Annotated in this window: 20 protein-coding genes; 8 read left to right on the top strand and 12 right to left on the bottom strand. The window is 51.7% G+C overall.

The window, feature by feature from the left end:
• Nucleotides 1–22: 22 nt before the first annotated feature.
• The 5 genes from C5Y83_RS01480 (at nt 23) to C5Y83_RS01455 (ending at nt 7,239) form a co-directional block, all read left to right on the top strand.
• Nucleotides 23–469, top strand: coding sequence for a hypothetical protein (locus C5Y83_RS01480; protein WP_146117590.1), 447 nt, complete (start codon nt 23–25; stop codon nt 467–469).
• 703 nt (nt 470–1,172) lie between these two features.
• On the top strand, nt 1,173–1,472 hold the full coding sequence (locus C5Y83_RS30095; RefSeq protein WP_409994576.1) for an aldo/keto reductase: 300 nt from the start codon (nt 1,173–1,175) through the stop codon (nt 1,470–1,472).
• Between the two features lie 100 nt (nt 1,473–1,572).
• Nucleotides 1,573–3,057, top strand: coding sequence for an MFS transporter (locus tag C5Y83_RS01465; protein ID WP_105327856.1), 1,485 nt, complete (start codon nt 1,573–1,575; stop codon nt 3,055–3,057).
• Between the two features lie 534 nt (nt 3,058–3,591).
• Nucleotides 3,592–5,124, top strand: a complete 1,533-nt coding sequence (locus C5Y83_RS01460) for a hypothetical protein (RefSeq protein ID WP_199194954.1) — start codon at nt 3,592–3,594, stop codon at nt 5,122–5,124.
• An 87-nt stretch (nt 5,125–5,211) separates the two neighbouring features.
• Complete coding sequence (locus C5Y83_RS01455) at nt 5,212–7,239, top strand: hypothetical protein (RefSeq protein ID WP_146117589.1); 2,028 nt, start codon at nt 5,212–5,214, stop codon at nt 7,237–7,239.
• Nucleotides 7,240–7,303: 64 nt separating this feature from the next.
• On the opposite strand, the gene C5Y83_RS01450 is transcribed toward C5Y83_RS01455, so the two are convergent.
• From C5Y83_RS01450 to C5Y83_RS01420, 7 genes are all read right to left on the bottom strand, one after another.
• Nucleotides 7,304–8,596, bottom strand: coding sequence for a PQQ-binding-like beta-propeller repeat protein (locus C5Y83_RS01450; RefSeq protein ID WP_233207023.1), 1,293 nt, complete (start codon nt 8,594–8,596; stop codon nt 7,304–7,306).
• A gap of 216 nt (nt 8,597–8,812) precedes the next feature.
• Entirely contained in the window at nt 8,813–9,574 is a 762-nt protein-coding gene (locus C5Y83_RS01445) for a glucose 1-dehydrogenase (RefSeq protein WP_105327854.1), read from the bottom strand.
• A 54-nt stretch (nt 9,575–9,628) separates the two neighbouring features.
• The gene (locus C5Y83_RS01440; protein WP_105327853.1) at nt 9,629–10,375 is read right to left on the bottom strand and encodes an SDR family oxidoreductase; all 747 of its coding nucleotides are present in this window, start codon (nt 10,373–10,375) and stop codon (nt 9,629–9,631) included.
• Between the two features lie 45 nt (nt 10,376–10,420).
• Nucleotides 10,421–10,804, bottom strand: coding sequence for a DUF2255 family protein (locus C5Y83_RS01435; protein ID WP_105327852.1), 384 nt, complete (start codon nt 10,802–10,804; stop codon nt 10,421–10,423).
• 26 nt (nt 10,805–10,830) lie between these two features.
• Complete coding sequence (locus tag C5Y83_RS01430; protein ID WP_105327851.1) at nt 10,831–11,058, bottom strand: tautomerase family protein; 228 nt, start codon at nt 11,056–11,058, stop codon at nt 10,831–10,833.
• Nucleotides 11,059–11,079: 21 nt separating this feature from the next.
• Nucleotides 11,080–12,252, bottom strand: a complete 1,173-nt coding sequence (locus C5Y83_RS01425; protein ID WP_105327850.1) for an NAD(P)-dependent alcohol dehydrogenase — start codon at nt 12,250–12,252, stop codon at nt 11,080–11,082.
• A gap of 42 nt (nt 12,253–12,294) precedes the next feature.
• Nucleotides 12,295–12,690, bottom strand: coding sequence for a cupin domain-containing protein (locus tag C5Y83_RS01420; RefSeq protein WP_105327887.1), 396 nt, complete (start codon nt 12,688–12,690; stop codon nt 12,295–12,297).
• Nucleotides 12,691–13,300: 610 nt separating this feature from the next.
• Here C5Y83_RS01420 and C5Y83_RS01415 point away from each other — a divergent pair.
• Entirely contained in the window at nt 13,301–14,191 is an 891-nt protein-coding gene (locus tag C5Y83_RS01415) for an AraC family transcriptional regulator (protein ID WP_105327849.1), read from the top strand.
• A 225-nt stretch (nt 14,192–14,416) separates the two neighbouring features.
• Here the strand turns inward: C5Y83_RS01415 and C5Y83_RS01410 are convergent, their stop codons facing one another.
• Nucleotides 14,417–15,148: an SDR family oxidoreductase gene (locus C5Y83_RS01410; protein WP_105327848.1), complete on the bottom strand. Its 732-nt coding sequence runs from the start codon at nt 15,146–15,148 to the stop codon at nt 14,417–14,419.
• A 111-nt stretch (nt 15,149–15,259) separates the two neighbouring features.
• Between C5Y83_RS01410 and soxR the strand changes: the two genes are divergently transcribed.
• Both soxR and C5Y83_RS01400 read left to right on the top strand, forming a co-directional pair.
• Nucleotides 15,260–15,709 (top strand): redox-sensitive transcriptional activator SoxR, encoded by a 450-nt coding sequence (gene soxR, locus C5Y83_RS01405; RefSeq protein WP_233207022.1) that lies wholly within the window; start codon nt 15,260–15,262, stop codon nt 15,707–15,709.
• Between the two features lie 166 nt (nt 15,710–15,875).
• Complete coding sequence (locus C5Y83_RS01400; protein ID WP_105327846.1) at nt 15,876–16,523, top strand: DUF1801 domain-containing protein; 648 nt, start codon at nt 15,876–15,878, stop codon at nt 16,521–16,523.
• Nucleotides 16,524–16,592: 69 nt separating this feature from the next.
• Here C5Y83_RS01400 and C5Y83_RS01395 read toward each other — a convergent pair whose 3' ends face one another.
• The 4 genes from C5Y83_RS01395 to C5Y83_RS01380 all read right to left on the bottom strand — a co-directional run bounded on the left by C5Y83_RS01395 (nt 16,593) and on the right by C5Y83_RS01380 (nt 20,098).
• Nucleotides 16,593–17,009 (bottom strand): carboxypeptidase-like regulatory domain-containing protein, encoded by a 417-nt coding sequence (locus tag C5Y83_RS01395; RefSeq protein ID WP_146117588.1) that lies wholly within the window; start codon nt 17,007–17,009, stop codon nt 16,593–16,595.
• Between the two features lie 68 nt (nt 17,010–17,077).
• Nucleotides 17,078–18,073, bottom strand: coding sequence for a DUF1559 domain-containing protein (locus C5Y83_RS01390; protein WP_105327844.1), 996 nt, complete (start codon nt 18,071–18,073; stop codon nt 17,078–17,080).
• 64 nt (nt 18,074–18,137) lie between these two features.
• Nucleotides 18,138–19,559: a FecR domain-containing protein gene (locus tag C5Y83_RS01385; protein WP_105327843.1), complete on the bottom strand. Its 1,422-nt coding sequence runs from the start codon at nt 19,557–19,559 to the stop codon at nt 18,138–18,140.
• Nucleotides 19,556–20,098 (bottom strand): sigma-70 family RNA polymerase sigma factor, encoded by a 543-nt coding sequence (locus tag C5Y83_RS01380; protein ID WP_105327842.1) that lies wholly within the window; start codon nt 20,096–20,098, stop codon nt 19,556–19,558. The genes C5Y83_RS01385 and C5Y83_RS01380 overlap by 4 nt, the downstream gene beginning before the upstream one ends.
• Nucleotides 20,099–20,330 lie beyond the last annotated feature (232 nt).

The following is a 20,330-nucleotide window of genomic DNA, read 5'->3' as shown; positions in this document are numbered from 1 at the left end:
TTTTCACGAGAGGAGCAATCACATGAAATCACTAATGCTAATCGCCGCTTTGTTGATCACTGCGACGGCCACGAGCGTTCGAGCACAGGAGCTTTCAGAGCATGATAAGATCCATGTCGCAGTACAAGAGATCTGCCCGATTTCCGGCCAGAAACTAGGCTCGATGGGAACTCCCCTGAAAGTGAAGATCGGCGAAGAAATCGTATTCGTTTGTTGTAAAGGGTGTTTGAAAAAGCAGGTTAACCCAACCCATTGGGCGACCATTCACAACAACTTTGCCAAAGCGCAAGGTATTTGTCCCGTCATGGAGAACAAGCTGTCGGCGAAGGCAAAATGGACGATTGTCGATGGGCAAATCTTCTACGTCTGCTGTCCACCATGTACGGAGAAGATTGCTAAGGATCCAAAGGCTTATATGAAGAAGCTTGATGAGCTCTACTTGGCATCGCTCAAATCCGCGCAGAAATGATCAGTTCTGGCGTAATCGTTTCCTCGTGGTGAAGGGGAAGCCACGAGGAAACGAGATGCCGAGCTAATGCTTGGATTTGTACACTATCGAATATTGGTTAACGCTGTCTTTCGGATGCGTTCTTCCAGTTCGCTACGGTCTGCCCGGATGATTCGAGTTGCTAGATATCTGTTCTCTGTAGGTAACTCCGTTTCAGAAATCGCTGAGAGTAATAGCACAACAAGTGTCGAGCTGGGCAGAAAAGAACCTACAAAATCACACGACGCTATCGTGAGAACAAATGCGTTGCTGCATCGTTTTCGAGAGATGACTAGCAACGTCACAAGACCGCTGAGATAAGTTGCGGGAAACGAAAAAAACTCCAAAGACCAAAAAAATATAAGGACAGGAATTCGCGGTAATCGCAAGTTATCAGTGCCAACGATCGGTCTGAGGAGGAGGGGAATAGGCATTGTTTACGGGGAAGGAATTAAACGAGCGCAGAGCATCACTCTGATTCGAAAGGTCGTTGATCTTAGGGTCGCCTTCTTCGATACGCCGATCTATACGGACCTTACAACAACGAAGAGTTTTCTACTAAGACGCTCGCTCCGGTCCGCGATCAAAGGATGATTGCAACAAAGTTTAGTTTTGCGTTTGACGAATTCAACAAGCAAGCTGGCCTGCACATCAATTCTTAGCACATTTAGTAAGCTACCGACGGTTGTCTAAACGGTTGCCGATTGACCGCATGGACCTGCCTTATCAGCACGGTGTCAATTCGAACGTGCCAATCGAAGAAGTGGCTCGCACAGGCAGGGAATTGATTCAAGAGGGGAGAGTTCTACACTTCGGATTATCAGAAGTTAAAGTGGCCACCATTCGACGTGCTCATGCCGTTCAACCCGTCACGGCTATGCCACAGCAATCGAATGGACTGATTTGGATCTCTCGGAGATCGAGAGGGGGGCTGCCGAGATCCAAACTAGCGATGCCCCTTATTCGGAAGCTGCTTAGAAGATGATCTTTAGATAGCTGTATCGAACGATGCGGGTTGTGTCGATCCCTGACCATATTGGTTACCGGAGTTGTCATTCCGGCGACCGCTGAAGTGAAAGAAATAGATGATCATCGAACCAGCCGATGAAGAGATTACGGCAACGGAGGCCTCCCTCGAATTGGGTGATCCTGATCCGCAATGGCAGTCAGCATCACTTCCAGTCCGCGATAACGCGAAGACTGTTCTGGCGATCGTGCTGACTTGCTATTTCATGATTGTTCTCGATATCTCGATCGTCGTTACTGGGTTGCCTGACATTCGCGAGGGTCTTGGTTTTTCGCCGGTAGGGCTCTCATGGGTCCAGAATGCCTATTTGCTCTGCTTTGGTGGATTTCTGTTAATGGGTGCGCGTGCGGGCGACCTGTTTGGTAGGAAGCGAATGCTTCTTTGGGGGTTGTCCGTCTTCACAGTAGCTTCGCTCGCGATTGGTCTTGCGCAGGCACCCTCCTGGCTGATTCTTGGCCGGGCAGTGCAGGGCATTGGAGCGGCCATATTGGCCCCGACCGTTCTCTCTTTGATATCGACGACGTTTGCCGAGGGGCCTGCACGCACAAAGGCCCTAGCCTACTATTCGATGGTAGCCGGAGCTGGGTCGACTTTCGGTTTGGTGGTCGGTGGTATCTTCGCTGATCAGCTATCATGGCGAGTTGGCTTCCTGATCAATGTTCCGATTGGAATTGGTCTGTATTGGGCAGCGTCGAAATACCTCACGAACTCAGCGAGTCGTCCAGGTAAGTTTGACCTATTGGGATCACTCGGTTCAACAATCGGCATGGGCGCATTGGTGTTTGGAATTATCCGAACCGCGGAAGTGGGCTGGAGTGATCCGCTAACATTGGCAGCCATTAGCGTAGCGGTGGTGTTGCTGACGTTGTTCATCATTAACGAGGGACGGGCAGATCACCCGATGCTGCCCTATTGGCTTTTCCTTAGTCGCGAACGATCCGGCGCTTACGTGTCACGTATGCTGTTCCTCGGGGCCATGGTTAGTTTCTTTTTCTTCACCACGCAGTTCATGCAGGAAGTGTTTGGATTTTCTCCTTTAATGGCAGGCATCGGCTTTTTGCCTGTCTCGGTTCCGACGTTTATCTCTGCGATGGCGGTGCCACGGATGACCAATCTCTTTGGAAATGGCATTGTCGTGGCACTAGCATTAGGACTTAGTGCGACAGGGATGCTTTGGCTAGGCCAGGCTGATGCTGGTGGATCGTATTGGTGGGACATTGCCCTTCCGATGCTGTTTGTAGGATTTGGCAACGGTTTTGCACTGGGGCCATTGACGGTGGCGGGAGTGTCGGGAGTTCCTGACGAACACCAAGGAGCGGCATCGGGTGCCGTTAACGTAGCCCATCAACTCGGTGGCACGCTTGGTCTGTCTGCCTTGGTGTTGGTTTTCGCTTCGGCTGATTTGCCATCAATTCAAGGTGTGCAACTTCTCGCTCATCGTATCGACGCGGCAACGACTGGCGGCGGCGTGATGCTCTGCATTGCGCTCGTCGTTGCGATTCTATTCGTCTTGCCGGCAGAAAAGCCGAAGTTTGAGAAGTAGATTTCGATCAGGAATCTAGGCAAGAAGGGGCGCCAGGATTTAACTTGATTTGCGATGATGGGAAGGTCTGGTCTACCGAATCTCGGGCGGTAGCTATGTCCATCAACGTAATGGTGTGCCTTTAGCTATCTGCTGATTTCTACTAACGCGTATCGCGCCAAAGTTTTGGGTAACTTAAATAGCGACTACCGGTTCAGAGGTTGCTAGAATCGGAGTTGTCTCACTCTGCGATGCGGTTTGGTAGGTCATTTTTCTGTTTGGTCGAGCAACCTGCCTCTGCAAGCGAAACGCCCCACCTCTCTTATCTGAGTAGCGAGTCTTAGCATGAATCGATTACCGCTTTTAGTCGTAGTATTCGTGCAATTATTCTTGATTCTCCACAGTTCCCTATGTCGAGCGCAAGATGCCGACGAGAAAAGGAGTACCACACCGCCTTTGGTCTATTCTGTTGAAAACACTGGAGTTAACTTTCCACCGCCCGTCCTGCCCAATCTCGCAGACCTTCCTCGAATAAAACCTCTTCCCGATCCTTTGATGTGGTCAGACGGTAGTGGTCGTGTTCTTCGGTTCGAAGAGTGGGCTAGACGCCGGTCTGAGATTAGGTCTGAGATCGAGCACTACGAGATCGGAAAGAAGCCAGGTCGACCTGAGGAGATAACCGCGAATTACGCGAATGGAGTATTGACCGTCAAAGTCACAATTGAAGGTGAAACGTTAACACTCTCTTCGAAGATTAATCTGCCGGCAGGGGATGGACCTTTCCCCGCAGTAATTGGCATTGGACGCGGTTCGGGAAGTTTACCGAGTGAAATCTTTTCGAGTCGTAACATTGCGATGATTCCCTTCAACTTCAGTCAAGTGATGGCGCATACCCAAAAACGTGGCCAAGAGCCAATTAATCGGCTCTATCCGGATTCCACGCATATTGGGGCTTACTGTGCTTGGTCATGGGGCGTCAGTCGTCTGATCGACGGCCTAGAACTCGTAAGTGATGATCTTCCCATTGATCTGGAACATTTGGCGATTACTGGCTGCTCGTTTGCCGGCAAAATGGCTCTCTTTGCTGGAGCATTCGACGAGCGAATTGCCTTGACGATTGCTCAAGAGCCCGGTGGGGGTGGCGCAGCGGCTTGGCGCGTTTCCGAAACACTTGGCAAGGTGGAGACGTTGGGGGCAACCAGCCGTGCTTGGTTTATGGGAAGCATGTTTCAGTTTTCCGGCCAGAATGTCGCCAAATTACCGATGGACCATCACGAATTGATGGCGATGGTCGCTCCGCGTGCGTTACTCGTACTCGGGAATACAGACTATGCTTGGTTGGCGGAAGAGTCAGGTTATGTTTCCAGCCGAGCCGCACACGAAGTATGGAAGGAATTCGGAATTGAAGATCGCTTCGGCTTTTCGATCGTGGGAGGCCACGGACATTGTCAACTCCCAGATAGTCAACGTCCGGAGGTAGAAGCATTTGTTGATAAGTTTTTACTTAGAAAGAGTGATGCAAACACAACGGTCACGAGAAGTTCCTTCGACGCGGTCGATCATTCCCGCTGGATCGCATGGTGGGGCAAAGGAAAAGCAGTGCTTCCGACACGGGATACATCGGGCGTCGTCACGATGACGTTCGAGGCGGAAGGTGCAAACGTAGGTTCCAACTGGCGAGTTGGTGACGACACCGAAGCATCAGGTGGCCGTTTTGTCACGGTTGAAGAGGGAATGCAAAGTATTCAAATGGCCCCCGTTGGCAATGAGAACGGAGTATCTTTAGGTTTTTCAGTTAAAGAAGCCGGAAACTACTTTGTGTACGGACGAATCAATTGTCCCACTGCTGATGACGATTCGTTCTGGATGAAAGTTAACGACGAACCGTACATCATGGTAAACGGATTACGTACCAGCGGTTGGGAGTGGATGTTGCTGGCAACTCACCAGTTCGAGCCTGGCGACCATGTTTTGAAGATTGCTTACCGAGAAGATGGTGCCAAGCTCGATAAGCTGAGTATCTCCAACGATCGGCGACGTCCCGAGGGAAGGGGGAATCCTTCCAGTCGTATGTCAGCGGAAGATTAAGTCGATTGCCTCGCCGCACTAGACAAATGAATCAAACGGTAAGTCCTTGTCGCACTTCCCCTATCTAAAACGAATAACGTTATGCAAATGAGTCGAAGTAAAACGACGTTCGCATCGTGCATGGTACTGCTAGGGATGTTCGGAGCCGTTCCGCACGTCCTGGCCGAGATTGGCGATCCGACGCTCCGCACCGATCACTCCGTTTACCCAGGCGAAGGTGCATTTCAGACGGTCGAGGATTGTGTCGCGTTCGCAACGGCTGAATCGAAGACTACGCAAGGGAAGGCGATTGCTTTGTATCTGTGGATGCTTCAGCATCAGTACCATGAAACTTCGCCCCAAGAATGGCGAGTGGGCAACGTTGTTCCGGACCCTGGTAATCCGAAGGATGCACTAACGCCATTTGATGCCAATGTTGCGCGCTTCAGTTATGGGTACGGTCTATGCGGGACTGTCCACGCTTGGAACGAACCCTATTGGCAAGCGTTGGGCTTCCAGACGCGACGTCGCGCATTTCCTGGACATACCAATAGTGAAGTGTTTTACGATCGATCGTGGCATGCTTTCGATACCGACATGGCAGGACTCGTGTTCTGCGAAGATAGAACGGTTGCTGGTTATCGCGATATCGCCGCGAACCCAGACTTGGTGAAGCATACCAACCCACCGCTTCCATGTTATCCGTTCGCGTGGCCAGCTGATTTTCAAGCAATGAAGCAGGGTTGGGAGCAAGTGGCATCTGAGGGAGAGGAGAACTTCTATCGCATGTATTCCACTGGTTACGCTGCCAATCCAGGAATTGTACGACTGAGAAGTGGTGAGCGATTTACCCGCCGGTTCGATCGTGACGCATATGGAGGCCTCGAAAAGAGACGGTTCTGGTACGCTTCTCCCAAAAAAACGGGGGGGCCGTCTCGCAATTGGACATTTGTCAACTCTGCAAAAGTGGAACATGCTGAGAAGCTTGATCCTGAACAGGCAATGGGAAATGCAAGTTACTGCAACGCTGAATTCTTGTACGAGCCAGACCTATCAAGCTCCAACTACTTGGAAGGAGTTGTTTCCAAGTCTGCTAATCTTATGGTCTCGGACGCATCAGAAATCAAGAGTTCGGACGGAGAGCCAGCGTTTGTGACCTTCTTCCATGATTCTCCCTACGTGATCGCTGGAGACCCAGTCGATGACAAGGACTCGATGACAGGTAAAGCCACCGATGGTTGCGTGATCACCGGCGAAGTTCAAGGCAAGGTGAATGTCAGCGTTTCCATTGACGGTGGCGTAACATGGCAACAGGGCGATTCGGTAGAGGGGGAGTTTCGCTTCGACATTACCGAAATGGTCAAGGGACGCTATCACTGGCAAATTAGATTTGTCATGGATGGAGATAACGAGCTTATCTCCGTTTATTTCAAAACGGTTTGTCAGATGAATCAAGCGATGTATCCTCGTTTAACGCCTGAGGGTTGCAACGTGACCTATCGTTGTCGCTCGCGAGGCGTAACACGGGTAGAGCCCGTTTTCATCCCTGGAGATGAATCGCTATTGCCGAGCGAAGTTAAAGAAATGCGTTCGCCGAATGTGAGCTATCAAGGTCAGCGCCACGTTGGTGAAAAGGCATACTGGACAACGAACAACAAGCCAGGACAAATTGTTTATCGAATCGATTCGCCTCAACCACTCTTGCAAGTGAATGCGGCGGCGATGGTTGCGTTACGCGTGCCGATGCCCGAAGATTCCGACTTTCGCCTGGAAGTGTCGACCGATAGTGGAATGTCGTGGCAACCAATGGCAAAGGCTGACATCCCGAACGACAACAACTACTCGATGGGATGGTTAGCGGGATCCGCGGATGTCTCGACGGCGAATGTTAAGTCTGTCCTCGTGCGAATTCATCTTTATCTGGGTGGCTATACCACGGGGCTCTGTGACTTTGAGGCGTACGGAATTCACCAATCCTCAACTCCGGAGCCAGTCAAGATAATCTACGCCTGGGAAGAAGCAGGGCAGGAAAAACGATACGAACGGGGGTTTGACGAAGGGAGGGAATCAGTAGAGTTCGTCGTTCCAACGGGTGAAAACATCAAAGACATGTCCGTGACGATTATCGCCGAGTAACGTCAAGATTGCCTCATCACTCGTGCGTTGCCAATAGTAAACACATGGTAACATGGCGTCGTCGCTACTCTTGGTCGCGTGCGACCTTATAACAGAATAGTTGGTTTTGGTCGCGGATATAAAGCTTTCCGTTTGCGACAACTGGATGTGTCCAAGCGGGCTCACGTGTGCGATCAGGCTGCTCGAATCGGCCACGTTCGACGTATTCCTGTCGATTGGGTTCGATCAAGATCATCGTGCCGCTCTCGGCACGAAGATAGAGACGACCATCCGCCATCATCAACGACCCCTTCGGCGCGTCTCTTTCACGCCACAAGACATCGCCAGTTTGGAAATCGAGGCATACCAGAAAGCCACCTCGGTTGCCACCAGCAGCGCCGTAAAGGCAACCATCAACAACGATCATTCCACCGTGTTGGTTCTTCATTTCTGGACTGAAGTATACTTCGTCCGCTTCAACGCCTCCGTCCTTGGTCTTGCGTAGTTTGACCGCGCCACCGCCTGCGTCATAGGCCGTCGATGCGAACACGAGTCCATCTTGATAAATTGGTGTAGAGCAGGGGATCCGATGTGTATTAGCCGGATGATCATAGCGCCACAACAATTTTCCGTCTGCTGCTGAAATCCCGGCCAGCGTGGTTGATGTGAATTGGACATACTGGCGAATCCCTTCGAAGTCGATAACGATTGCCGACGAGTACCCAGCGGCCGATTCGTTTCCGTAGCGTGGATTGAATTTGCCGGCCGGCACATGGCATGCCCATTTCTGTTGACCAGTCTTCTTATCGAGTGCTACCAACGTTGCTTCTGGACCGCTAGGCTCGCACAGGATTTGATCGCCGTCAATCAGCGGTGATTCGCTGTAACCCCACTTCGGCATAATGCCATTTAGATCGTCGACGTAGTGCGTTCGCCAAAGCTCTTCTCCATCGGTCGTGACGCAGACAAAATCACCGTACTGACCAAGAACATAGATACGTCCATCTTCAATCGTCGGCGTCGAACGGGGACCATCCGGTTGGAAGATAAATCCGGGATTTCCGCTACGGCCGATCTTCGCTTTCCAGAGCCGCTTTCCGTTCTGTTCATCGAGGGCGAGCAGCCAAGCCGTGCCGTTGATATCGCCGGTCGTGTAAATACGACCTTCACTAACGGCGATCCCTCCCATCGCTTGGCCAATATCCGATACTTTCCAGACGAGAGGTGGGCCGCTCTCTGGCCACTGTTGAAGCAGTCCAGTTTCTTGCGATTTTGCATTGCGATTAGGCCCGCCGAATCTGGGCCAATCGTCCCCTTCCGCTATTGATGAAATGCAGACAACAGAAACAAGCAATGTGGTGAAAGCAAAACCGCGCACAAGAGGTCCTTTCTTCGGAGGAGAGAATCTGTATCAGTTAACACCAGCGGTAATAAAAAGTTTCGCGCTCCGAGGGAGGCTTCTCCTCAGTGAGCAGCGAACGATAATGAGGCACAGACGTCAGATCTGACAACGCTGATCTGATCGCGTGATGCCCGCATGAATTCCGCTCGAGCCGGTTACTTTCTCAACTCCCTTCGTTACCTGCATGTTTAGCTAACCGACAGTCAAACCACCATCAATGGTTAGGGCTTGGCCAACGACATAGCTTGCTCCGGAGCTGCATAACCACAGGACCGCCGATGCGATCTCGTCGGGACGTCCTGCTCGTCCGATCGGCACACGCTTGGCAAACTCGTCGTATGCCTGTTCATCTCCACTGACGACATCCCGAGCGACCTGCGTATCGATCAGGCCGGGATTCACAGCGTTAACGCGAATTCCCTTCTTCACGTACTCCAAAGCCGCGGTTCGCGTGAGTCCGACCACACCATGCTTTGATGCGATGTACGAGGCGATGCCTGGGTTTCCGGTGAGTGCTCCAACCGACGCATTGTTGACAATTGCACCGCTTCCTTGCTCTTCCATTTGCCTGAGCTCGTGCTTCATGCAGTTCCATACCCCTCGGAGATTAATGCCGATAACACGTTCCCATTCCTCGTGCGAGCTTTCGGCGATCGGAGCTGCCTTGGCCATTACGCCGGCGTTATTGAACGCAACATCCAATCGGCCAAAGTGCGATACGGTGCGAGCAATCATGGCTTCGATCTGGGTGTCGTTACTTACATCGCAGCCAATGGCAATTGCCGTTTTGCCAGCTGCGACGAGCTTATCTGCCTCCTTTTGGACGACATCCTCCCGAAAGTCTGCGAGAACAACTTTGGCTCCTGCTTCTGCGAACGCCTGAGCAGTGGCAAGCCCCATCCCAGACGCCGCGCCGGTAACGAGGGCGACTTGGTTTTCAAAAGAGATATTCATAAACGAGTCCTATCAAACTTAGACGGTGAAGCGATATTGAGATACGGAAACGACTTAGAGTTCCTGTTTTGTGGGGCGGTAGAGTATCTCGTTAATATCGACCTCGTCTGGTTGTTCAATTGCGAAAGCAACAGCTCTTGCGAACGATTCCGGCGGAACAGCAACTTGTTCGTAGTACTGGTTAATTCCTTCATGTGATTCCGCATGAGTAATATGCGACGGAAGTTCCGTAGCAACGGCGCCTGGCGAAATGATGGTGGTGCGCATGTTGTAGGCTTTCACCTCGCTACGTAGTCCTTCCGAGATCGCACGCACCGCATGCTTCGTTGCGCAATAGACGGCCCCGGCTGGCGTCACTTTATGCCCCGCAACCGACGAAACATTGATAATGTGCCCCGACTTTTGTTTCTGCATATGGGGCATGGCCGCGGCGATGCCGTATAGTACGCCCTTAACGTTCACGTCAATCATGTCGTCCCACTCGTCGACCTTGAACGCTTCTATTGGTGACTGCTGCATCAGCCCGGCATTGTTCACCATCACATCGATTCGGCCGAACTTCTCGATGGCGGAATCCACAAGTGCTTTGACTTGGTCGCGATCGGTTACATCGGTCCTAACCGCGATCGCCTCCTTGCCGTCCGCAGTCAACTCATTAACTAATGTTCGAAGACGATCCTCCCGCCGAGCTCCTAGCACGACCTTTGCTCCTGCCGCTGCAAGGTGCCGAGCGGTTGCCTCCCCGAGACCACTACTCGCTCCGGTTATGACAACAACTTTTCCTTCGATGTTTTTACTCATGATTCTCTGAACTCCTTGATGATGGAAGGTTTGGAGATAGCCAGCTTAGGTTTCTGTGCGTGGCAGAATCTGAATGGTCGCGGCACGGGCGCGATCGCTGATCATAGAAGCGAGATAAGGACTCTCGCCGTACTTCTCACGATAGGCTTGATCAATAGAACTGCTACCGGAACCGGTGTAAGGCGTGAACTTGACTTCTTTGGTCAGTCCAGCCGCGCGGATTTTGCCAAAATGCTGGCGAACTGCAGCTTGATACCATCGCGATGCTTGGCCATGATAAGCACGAACGTAAAGCTGACTGTCGACCACAACTGACCAGATCCAAGTAAGCGTACCGAACGTCTTGCCATCTTCCCGGAACGGCGCGATGTGAAGATCGTCCGTCGTGGCGATCTTTTGAAGTTCTTCTTGATCCCATGATGTATTCACTTCTTCCTCCTTTCTCTCGTGCTGGGTTACATGGTGTAGCCTGGCTTCTTGTAGAGTTGTTCTGGCCTAGCAAGTATGTCCGGCCGATAGACTTCATCACGCCACTTTGAGGCGTCGATTTCCTCGAAAGCTACCGAAACGGATTCATCTCCGTAGTGGAGAATGTTCATCACCTCGTCTGTAATGCGTCGAGACAGTTCCTGCTTTTGCTGTTCCGACTTTCCCGGCCAGAGTTTGACGATCACGTGTGGCATGAAAGGTTCTCCGGTTTAAAACTAGATGGTTGTCGTATCGATCACGTATCGATAACGAGCTTCTTTGTTGACAACCTGATTCCAAGCCTCGTTTACCTGATCGGCTTTGATCACTTGGATTTGTGGAAAGAGCTTTTCGTCAGCACAGTAGTTCATCACTTCCTGCGTTTCTGGTATGCCGCCAATCAACGAACCGTTAAAGTTCGCTCGATTACGGATCATCATGAAGTTATTGACGGTCAACTTTCCTTGGACCGGCATACCAACTTGAGTGAAATTCTGGTAAGGCTTCAAGGTCATCGCGTAACCGGCGACGTCAAAGTCGTAGGGAATCGTGGAGATCATGTAATCGAGCGTGCCAAAGTAGGGGCTAAGTTTGGACATCTCGTCAACAACGACCACTTCCTTCGCCCCAAACCTCTTGATATCGTCGACTTTGGAAGGGGAAGTCGTGAACGCGGTGACTTCGGCACCCTTCGATACGGCCAGCTTGATTGCGAGATGCCCTAGCCCCCCGATACCTGCGACCCCGACTTTCTTTCCTCTGGCCATTCCTTCTCGCATAAGCGGTGAATAGGTGGTTATGCCAGCACAAAGAAGCGGTGCCGCGTGTTGCAGTTGGATATGTTGGGGTATACGAATCGCGAAGTGATCTCGAACGACCACCTTATTGGAATACCCTCCCTGAGTAATTCCTGTGGGAGAGCTTTTTTCGGGCGAGCCGTACGTAAAAACGGTGGCGTTCTTGCTGCAGTAGTGTTCCTCGCCGCGATGGCAGTTGTCGCACTCGAGGCAACTATTGACCATGCAGCCAACACCAGCCTTATCACCCACTTTGAATTTCGTGACATTCTTTCCCACGGCTGCGACGATGCCTGCAATTTCGTGACCGGGAACCTGCGGGTACTGTTGCGGACCCCAGTGGCCTCTCATCTGATGGATGTCAGAATGGCAAATGCCACAGAACTTGATGTCGATTAAAACATCATTGTCACCGATGGGGCGACGTTGAAAGGACCATGGGCTCAGTTTGCCGGATTCGTCGCGCGCAGCGAGGCCTTGGGTGATGATCGTGTTACTTGGCTCCGCTTGGGCATCCGGTAGTCCGACGGTGCTGGCTAACATAACACCAGCTCCAGCGACTGTTGAAGTTCGCAGGAAGTCTCTGCGAGAATTGCGTCGATCACGGTTCATGATCCGTTCCTTCAGTGGGTGTGGTTGAAGATAGGACGTCGGCTATTTCTGGTACTGCTCATCGGAGACATGTTCCATCCATTCCACGACTTTTCCGTCCATCGCTTCCTGAATCGCGATGTGCGTCATGCCCTTGTCAGGGGCCGCGCCGTGCCAATGTTTTTCGCCAGGCGGGAACCAAACGACATCGCCTGGGCGAATCTCTTCAATCACGCCACCCCAAACCTGAACTCGGCCGACACCAGAGGTCACGATCAGCGTTTGACCGAGTGGATGTGTGTGCCATGCGGTGCGAGCACCTGGCTCGAAAGTAACACTAGCTGCAGCAGCCCGAGCCGGCTCTTGCGGTGAAAAGAGTGGATCAATCCGGGTCTGCCCTGTGAACCATTCGTTAGGGCCGACGCTGGATGGCTGAGAACCATTTCGTCTAATATCCATCGCTATCTCCTTTTCTTTAGAAAGTTCTTGTGCTTGATTGGGGGCCATCCCTGCAAACAGGAATGCGTAGCCGCCGATAGTTTGGGCAAATTGTCGCCGGTCGATTTGAAATGGCATCCTCGACGCATTTCCGGTTGGCCGTCTCATATCCGTTCAAATACCAGTTAGTTGGATTTTTGATGATTCTCGGGAAGCGTGTTCGCTCACTGCATAGTACACCTTCAGACATTCCACCCGGTATCTAGATCGTCCCAGGATCTTGCCTAATGCTCCACGTCATGGCAGTTCGTTCATATCACCGCAGTCAAATTGGGGCGATATGCGACAATCACAAATGTTGACCATGCTGCGGCTGCCCTAGATGAAGGTAATTTGATTAGATGACTAAGAAATACATGTGAAAACGAGGCTATTTACAATCGGCGTACGATTGTCACTCGGTTTAGTACGACAGATTAAGAACTAACTGTCCACGTCGACCTGTGAGCTAGGTTCTTGCTTTATTTGGTTTTGGATTGCCTGATTCTCTAATGATTTGCGGGAAGCTTCATGGTCAGGATTGGCATAAGGAGATAGACTGAGAACTCAGGCAACACAAGAAGGAGCATGCATGGACAATTCAAAAATGGACACGCTCGTTACAGCGATTCGGCAACATGGTCACCGTGACTCAGTTACCAACACCGAAATTCCAGAAATGAAATTGTCATGGTTTTCTTCACCGACCACAGCCGTATCCCTCGTTTACGAGCCGTGCTTGTGCGTGGTTGCCCAAGGGGCGAAGGAAGTCGTATTGGCAGGCGAGACCTTTCCCATGGCGTCGGCTGAGTTCCTGCTTGTTTCGGTGGAGCTGCCGGTGGACGCGCGTGTTGCTGTTGCGACCCCCGAGAAGCCCTATTTGGGAATGCAGATCTCGCTCGATCCGAAAGTCGTTGGGGAAATGCTGGCAGACGGAACAACCGTCTCCTCTAGCGGTCCGCCAGAGCGAGGCCTTTCAGTATCTTCTATCGACCCTTTGTTGCTTGATGCAATCGGACGCCTGGCTGGCATGTTGGATTCCCCACAAGACATTCGGCCTTTGGCGCCATTGGTACTTCGTGAAATAACGCATCGAATACTCACGGGACCGCAGGGCGTCCGTTTACGGCAAATGGCGATGGCCGGGGCGCCAGCATATCGCATTGCCCAGGCAATCCGCTGGTTGAAAGATCATTTCGCCACACCGCTTAAGATTGAGGCTCTCGCGGAAACGGTCGGCTTGAGCACCTCTTCATTTCACCTTCACTTCAAAAACGTCACAGCGATGACGCCGCTGCAATATCAAAAGAGAATGCGGCTTCAAGAGGCTCGCAATTTAATGCTGGGGGAGAAGCTCGATGCGGCCGAAGCTGCGTTTCGCGTTGGGTACGAAAGTCCTTCCCAGTTCAGCAGAGAGTATCGACGCATGTTTGGGGCACCACCACGTCAAGATATCGATGCGCTTCTTGCGGCCGTTTCTTGATCGTTCAAGTGGTGAGTAACCGATAGCCTACCCAAGGTCGGCCCGTATGAGGCTTTCTTTGGTCCATTTGACGCTTTCGACGGTCGAGCACCCCTGACTCGAACGTCGTCGTGAACCAATAGAATCTCGTAGAAATTCCTCGAACTGGATTCGCTATCGTCTGACCAAGAAAACGCTCGTTCAGCAGCTTTCTAAGGGATGAAGCGGGCTGGTTTCAGCTGATTTCTACCAGTTATGCACCCCATTTCGATCGAAGAAGCAACCCGTGGGGCCATTGTCGTCGATCAGCGCATACTTTACCGAAGCTTCGGCGCCTACTTCCACTGGTTGTGCACCAGGAAGTGAGACGTAACGTGTCGCCGTGAGTCCAGGTTCAACTGCATTGACCTTGATGCCTGACTCGGCAAGTTCTCGCGCTAGATGTACGGTCATGGCGTTGACGGCGGCTTTCGAGGAGGCGTACGCAGGAATGGCCACATGATAATATTGGCTATTTGGATCGGTCATATTGAGCAACGATGCCAAACCGCTTGAGACATTGACGATTCGTCCTTTCTGAGAGCGTCGCAGCAACGGCAGGCATGCCTGAGTTACGCGGAAAGAACCAATGACGTTGGTTTGAAATGTGGCGATGAAATCTTCAATCGGCATTTCACTAAGTGGTCCGCGATCTAGCGCGATACCTGCGTTGTTGACCAGAATGTCGAGCCGCCCAAACCGCTGGTCAATTTCTCGAACGGCGTCGCGCACACTTTTGTCGTCGGTTATTTCGAGTTGTATAACATGGCACTTCAGTCCAGCCTCGGCGAATTCTTCAACCACGCGCTGTCCCTTTTCCAGGTTTCTCGAACCAATGATAACCTGGACGCCGTTTTGGATAAGTTGCCTTGCTGTTTCCTTGCCAATTCCATCCGATGCGCCGGTTACAAGTCCAATTGAGGTGGTCGAATCGCCCATTGCTATGCCTTTATCGGTTGACGATCTGCGAAGTAGGTTTCAGAATAAATAGACACACCTCAACGTAACTTGAGGTGGACCTCAAGTTAACTTTAGCTGCGAGCATCAATCGTGTCTAGTGATCACGCTGAAGAAGAGTTGCTAGCAATCGGCGAGGTTTCGTACAGAAGCGGTATCGCAGTTTCTGCAATTCACTTCTACGAGTCCAAAGGGCTGATCCGTAGTAGTCGCAACAAGAGAAATCAGCGTCTGTTTTCTCGACGTGAGTTACGTGTCTTGGCTTTGATCAAGGTTGCGCAAGATCTGGGTTTTACGCTGGAAGAAATTGGCGAAGCGTTTCGCGGTATTCCAACGGATCGAACACCAAGGAAAGGTGATTGGCAAAAGGTTAGCCGTGCACTCGACAAAGCGCTTGAAGAAAAGATCAATCTCGCCCAGCGGATGCGCAAGCAGTTGAACCAATGTATCGGATGTGGTTGTCTTTCGTTGAGCGACTGTCCACTTCGCAACCCGCAGGATGAGCTCGGAAAGCACGGTCCAGGTCCACATCTTTTACGCTAGTGCAGCGGTCTCACTTGGCGACCGTAAGAAGGCGATTGATAATCTTGTTAGTCCCTCATTGAAATGCAGCAGAATTCAAGAGTATCAGTGCTGGTACGCGACAGGTTAATCGCTAAGCTTGGGTGATTGCGTTATTGGTGAAAACCGCGTTCTGTGAGAGCCGGCCATGGGTGACAAGAATCCGAAAGTGGATCAGTATCTGAGTTCCGTCAAGAATTGGCGAAACGAATTATCATTGCTTCGAGAGGTTGTGAGGGACTCGGAACTGACGGAAGAACTCAAGTGGGGCGCGCCATGTTATACCTATCAGACTAAGAACATTGCTATTCTTGGTGGATTTAAGGAATACTTCTCAATCGGCTTTTTCAAGGGAGCCCTTATGAAGGATCCGAAAGGGATCTTGCTGAAGCAGGGGGCGAACTCTCGATCGGCTCGAATTATTCGCTTCACTAGCGGCGATGAAATCGGAGAAAACAAGACAGCAATCAAAGCGTATATCCGAGAAGCTATCGAGATTGAAAAGTCAGGTTTAAAGGTCGATCTTCCAGAAGCTGACATTCTTGACGGCCCAGAGGAGTTTCAAGCCAAGCTAGAGGAAGACGCGGCTTTTCGTACCGCTTTTGGGTCATTAACCCCTGGCCGACAACGCGGGTATCTGTTGCATTTCGCAGGAGCGAAGCAGGCCAAGTCTCGTATCGCGAGGATTGAGAAATGCATGCCGCGAATCTTCGCTGGAAAAGGACTGCATGATTGTACTTGTGGGCTTTCGAAGAAGATGCCAACCTGCGATGGATCGCATAAGCAGTTCAAATAGCAATCGCGCATAAAAAACGTACTGCAGTTTGGCAGTACGTTTCGGGAAGGATACTCGTTCCTCGACTGACTACTTGGTAACGATCGTGAAGTCGATCGGATTGTCGCCATCGGTAACTTCGACTTCTTGAGTCGTTTCTTCGTTGTATTCCTTCGGTAACTTCTCTTTGATGCCTGGCTTCGTGACGCGGCCATGATCGTCGCGTGTAGCACCTCGTGCGGTCACCAGGCGAACGCGATGTTTTCCCAGAAGGGCTCCTTCGGCATTGCCTTTGTACTTCAGGACGTACTGGCCGTTGTTATCGGTCATGGCCGACGAACTACGACCTCCTGCTAGAGGAACGAATTCGACCTGACAATCCGCAACCGGTTCGCCATTGAGGGTGACCTGCCCGTGGACTTCTCCGACGGGTGGCATGTTCGGGTCACCACAACCAGCAATTGCACACATTGCGATCAACAGGCTAAATACTGCTATTCGAGTCATGTTTGGATCTCCGATAGGCGTCCGCCGCGATCCGTCCTTTCTCGCGGCGGCTCCTTTCATAATTATTCTTAGTATTCACCCAACGGCTGACCGTCAGCTCGATCAAGCAGACGTTCGTACGTGGTATCGGTGGCACCACCAAAGTTGTCGTCAATGTTTTCGCTGACAAAATGGACCGAGCCGTCCGCGAACATGAACTGAGCGCCACCTGGGTGGTTGCTCGAGAAACCTTGTCGACCGTCAACATCGTTGCACGATGCACCGCAGGTGTCGGTCGTGTTGATGTGCGTCTTTCCACCACCAACAACGGCAATGAATCCGTCGAGATAGTTATGGCTGTTCTCGATGTCTTCATTTCCCGTATGGCCGTAAAGTAGTCCGGCTCCCAGTTCCACACCTGAAAGCATCCATGCTCGCTCTCCGACCATGGCCGTATTGCTTGTTCCATCGAGGATTTGGTGCATGCCAACAACCATGCGGGAGTTACCTTGCACGTTTGTACCGGGTACAAAGATCCCATTGTGGTAACGCGAGCGGTCAATGTCGCCGTTCGTGTTGACGCCCAGGTAATTCGCGGTAGCGATTTGGACATCTTGCGACTGATCGCCCGAACCGTTGTTGATCGTGAGGTGCGTATTCAAGTCTGGACCGGTATCGGATGGGCAACGCCAAATGGAAATGGGGGTTTGAAGGACGGCCAGTTTCACCGATTTGTTGACCGCCTCGTGCAAGCGGTCGGGTTGGCTGGGAGCCAAAATATCATACGCGGAGCCTTGTTCCATTTGTGGAAGAATTAGCGTGCCCCAACTCCAACTGGCATGGCGAGTTTCATCGCCGCCGTTCACTTCGTGGTCGTAGCTAATCGCGGGAAAGGCGCCGAATGTGTCGTGGTAGTTGTGAAGGGCCAAGCCAATTTGCTTCAGGTGGTTGGTACATTGCATCCGTCGTGCCGCTTCACGAGCTTGCTGGACCGCGGGCAACAGCAAAGAGACCAAGACGCCGATAATGGCGATGACCACCAACAACTCGACCAAGGTAAAACCCTTAGGTTGTGTCGTCTTCATAAAAGGTAACGAGCCTTTAACTAGTAGTTGTAGGGATAGATGATTTAGCGAACAGGTAAGAAGATCAAATAGGACGAGCGACCAGGCAGGGAACTACCCAGTCGATCGAGCGATTACCAATAGGGCCGACTTTGAGTTCTCCACCATCGGGCAAAACGGCGCGCCACACCCGAAGCGAGACATCGATCGACTTGCCGGGGCCATCTTCCTGAGGAAGTTGATAGTTGGTTTTGGATCGCGGGTCTTCGTGAGAACCCTTGTCCATGCCAACGGAATACCCCATATCACGAAAGTTACGCGGCAGCCAGCTTGGGACCGGCAACCGTTCGTCAACCAGCAGATAGGCCACTGTCGGCCGGTTGAAGACGAACGTAAACTCCAAATTGTTTCGTTTTTTCCATTTGGCGTCGTACTTCCAGTCGTTTGCCATTTGGACGTAATCCAAATCGATAAGTGGTGCCGGAAGACCACTCGCAGACGCTCCAGTCCACTTGTGGACACGATCGACGTAAGCAGTGGCTCCTTCATGGAAGCCACCACGAACGATCTTGTATGGTTTTTCGGTGAGGACGCCGTTATGTCTGACTTCGCTGATTACCGAAGGAGGAACATCACCAGGTTTGAGAAAGGTCGGCAAATTGATCGCAGCAAGCTTTTCCAACTTCCCACCGATAGGTACCTGATAGGCTTCACCTTCGACCATTCGCTGAAGCGTATTCCCCGTGCGGAGTTCGACGCTACCTTGGTAAACCATGACTTCCGTAAAGTTATCAGCATCTACCGCGACACCAAACTTCGTGCCCAGGTCGACGACTGAGGCATTGTGCGTGTTAATTGTGAAGCCGTGCGACGAGGGGGGGACATCGGCGACAACCTTGCCGTAGAACAATCGCCAAGACATTGGCTTGTCGACGCGGATTCGTAATGGTCCGACTAATTCGACTTTCACACCGGAAGAAGTCACCCCTTGAAAGTTTCCTGGGGGTAGTTCGATTAGATCCCGACCGTAGAAGGGATGTGGTTCACTTTCGCCCGGAATTCCCGTGACGATCACTGCTGGGGGAACAGGTCCACTGGAAGCGATGGATGGCGCCGGCGTCGTGTGGCTTTGATACCAAACCGAAACAGCCAAGCCACCGAAAAGTAGTAGCGCCGCTGCAACCGTAAGTCCCACGGCGGTGACGACGCGACGTAGCTGAAATTGGTTACCCGATTCAGCGGTAGGTAGCTCAACTTGAGAGTCGTTTTCTATGCGTTGTAGTAATTCTCGTTCCTGTTCAGCCTCTACTCGACTTATCGTGGCCAGACGAGCATTCGTAATCGATTGGGCGGCGAAGTACTGGGAAACGTCTTTTCGGTTGACGATCAACTCGCTGAGTTCTTTCCACTGCTCAGGTGTGGCGCGGTCGGTCAGGCAGAGATCGACAAGCTCAAGGATGTGAGGATCGTCGATGATCTTTCCTACGATTTCCGGCGATTCACTCATTGTCCCTCACCCCAAGCGGCTAGTCGGCTGTCAATGCAGCGATGCAGCAGTTCGCGGATTTTTCGAAGTCGCTTGTAAACAGCGTTTGCGGAGAGCCCGAACCGTTCACCGACTTTCTCGATCGAATATGACTTGTCGTACGATGCCCATAACATCGATCGCTGCTGGGCGGGTAGTTTCTTAACACAATGCTCAAGTGCTGCGAGCCGTTCATCAAGTGCGTCACCGCTTTCTACCATCACAACATCCAAAGCATCCATCGCCGAGTCGCTCAGCATCTTCAGCTGACGACCACGTTCCGAATGAAATCGCTTGGCTTCAATTCTCGCGAAGCCAAATGCCCACGGAAGAAAGTCGCGATCTTCATCGAATTGCTCCCATTTCCTCCACAGCACCAGGCTGGTGCGCTGAAAGACTTCCTCCGCATCATTCCAATTGGCAACTAAGGAATAGACGTATCCCTTCAGTTGCTCTTGATTGGTGATGTACACCTCGGCGAAATGGGATTGTCTCGCCGAATCGTTTTCTGTTGGAACCATAGTTGAAAGGGACCGCGTCACCCTGAAACCTCTTTCACAGCGAAGTTGGATTCGCTCTGTAAGCACTCGCCCGTCATGGTCTTAGTTTGGCCACGAAAATGGTGAGTTTTCCGAAAAAGGAAATAGATTGCGGAAAACGCTATGCAAAGAATGGAGGGCAAGTCACTGTTAACTGAATGATTGCCGTTCTTTAGGTGGTTGAATAGGGCATTGGTCCTTTGTTGGATTCGTT

The organism is Blastopirellula marina, from assembly GCF_002967765.1.
Taxonomy (GTDB): domain Bacteria; phylum Planctomycetota; class Planctomycetia; order Pirellulales; family Pirellulaceae; genus Bremerella; species Bremerella marina_A.
This window is presented reverse-complemented; position numbering and strand designations above follow the sequence as displayed.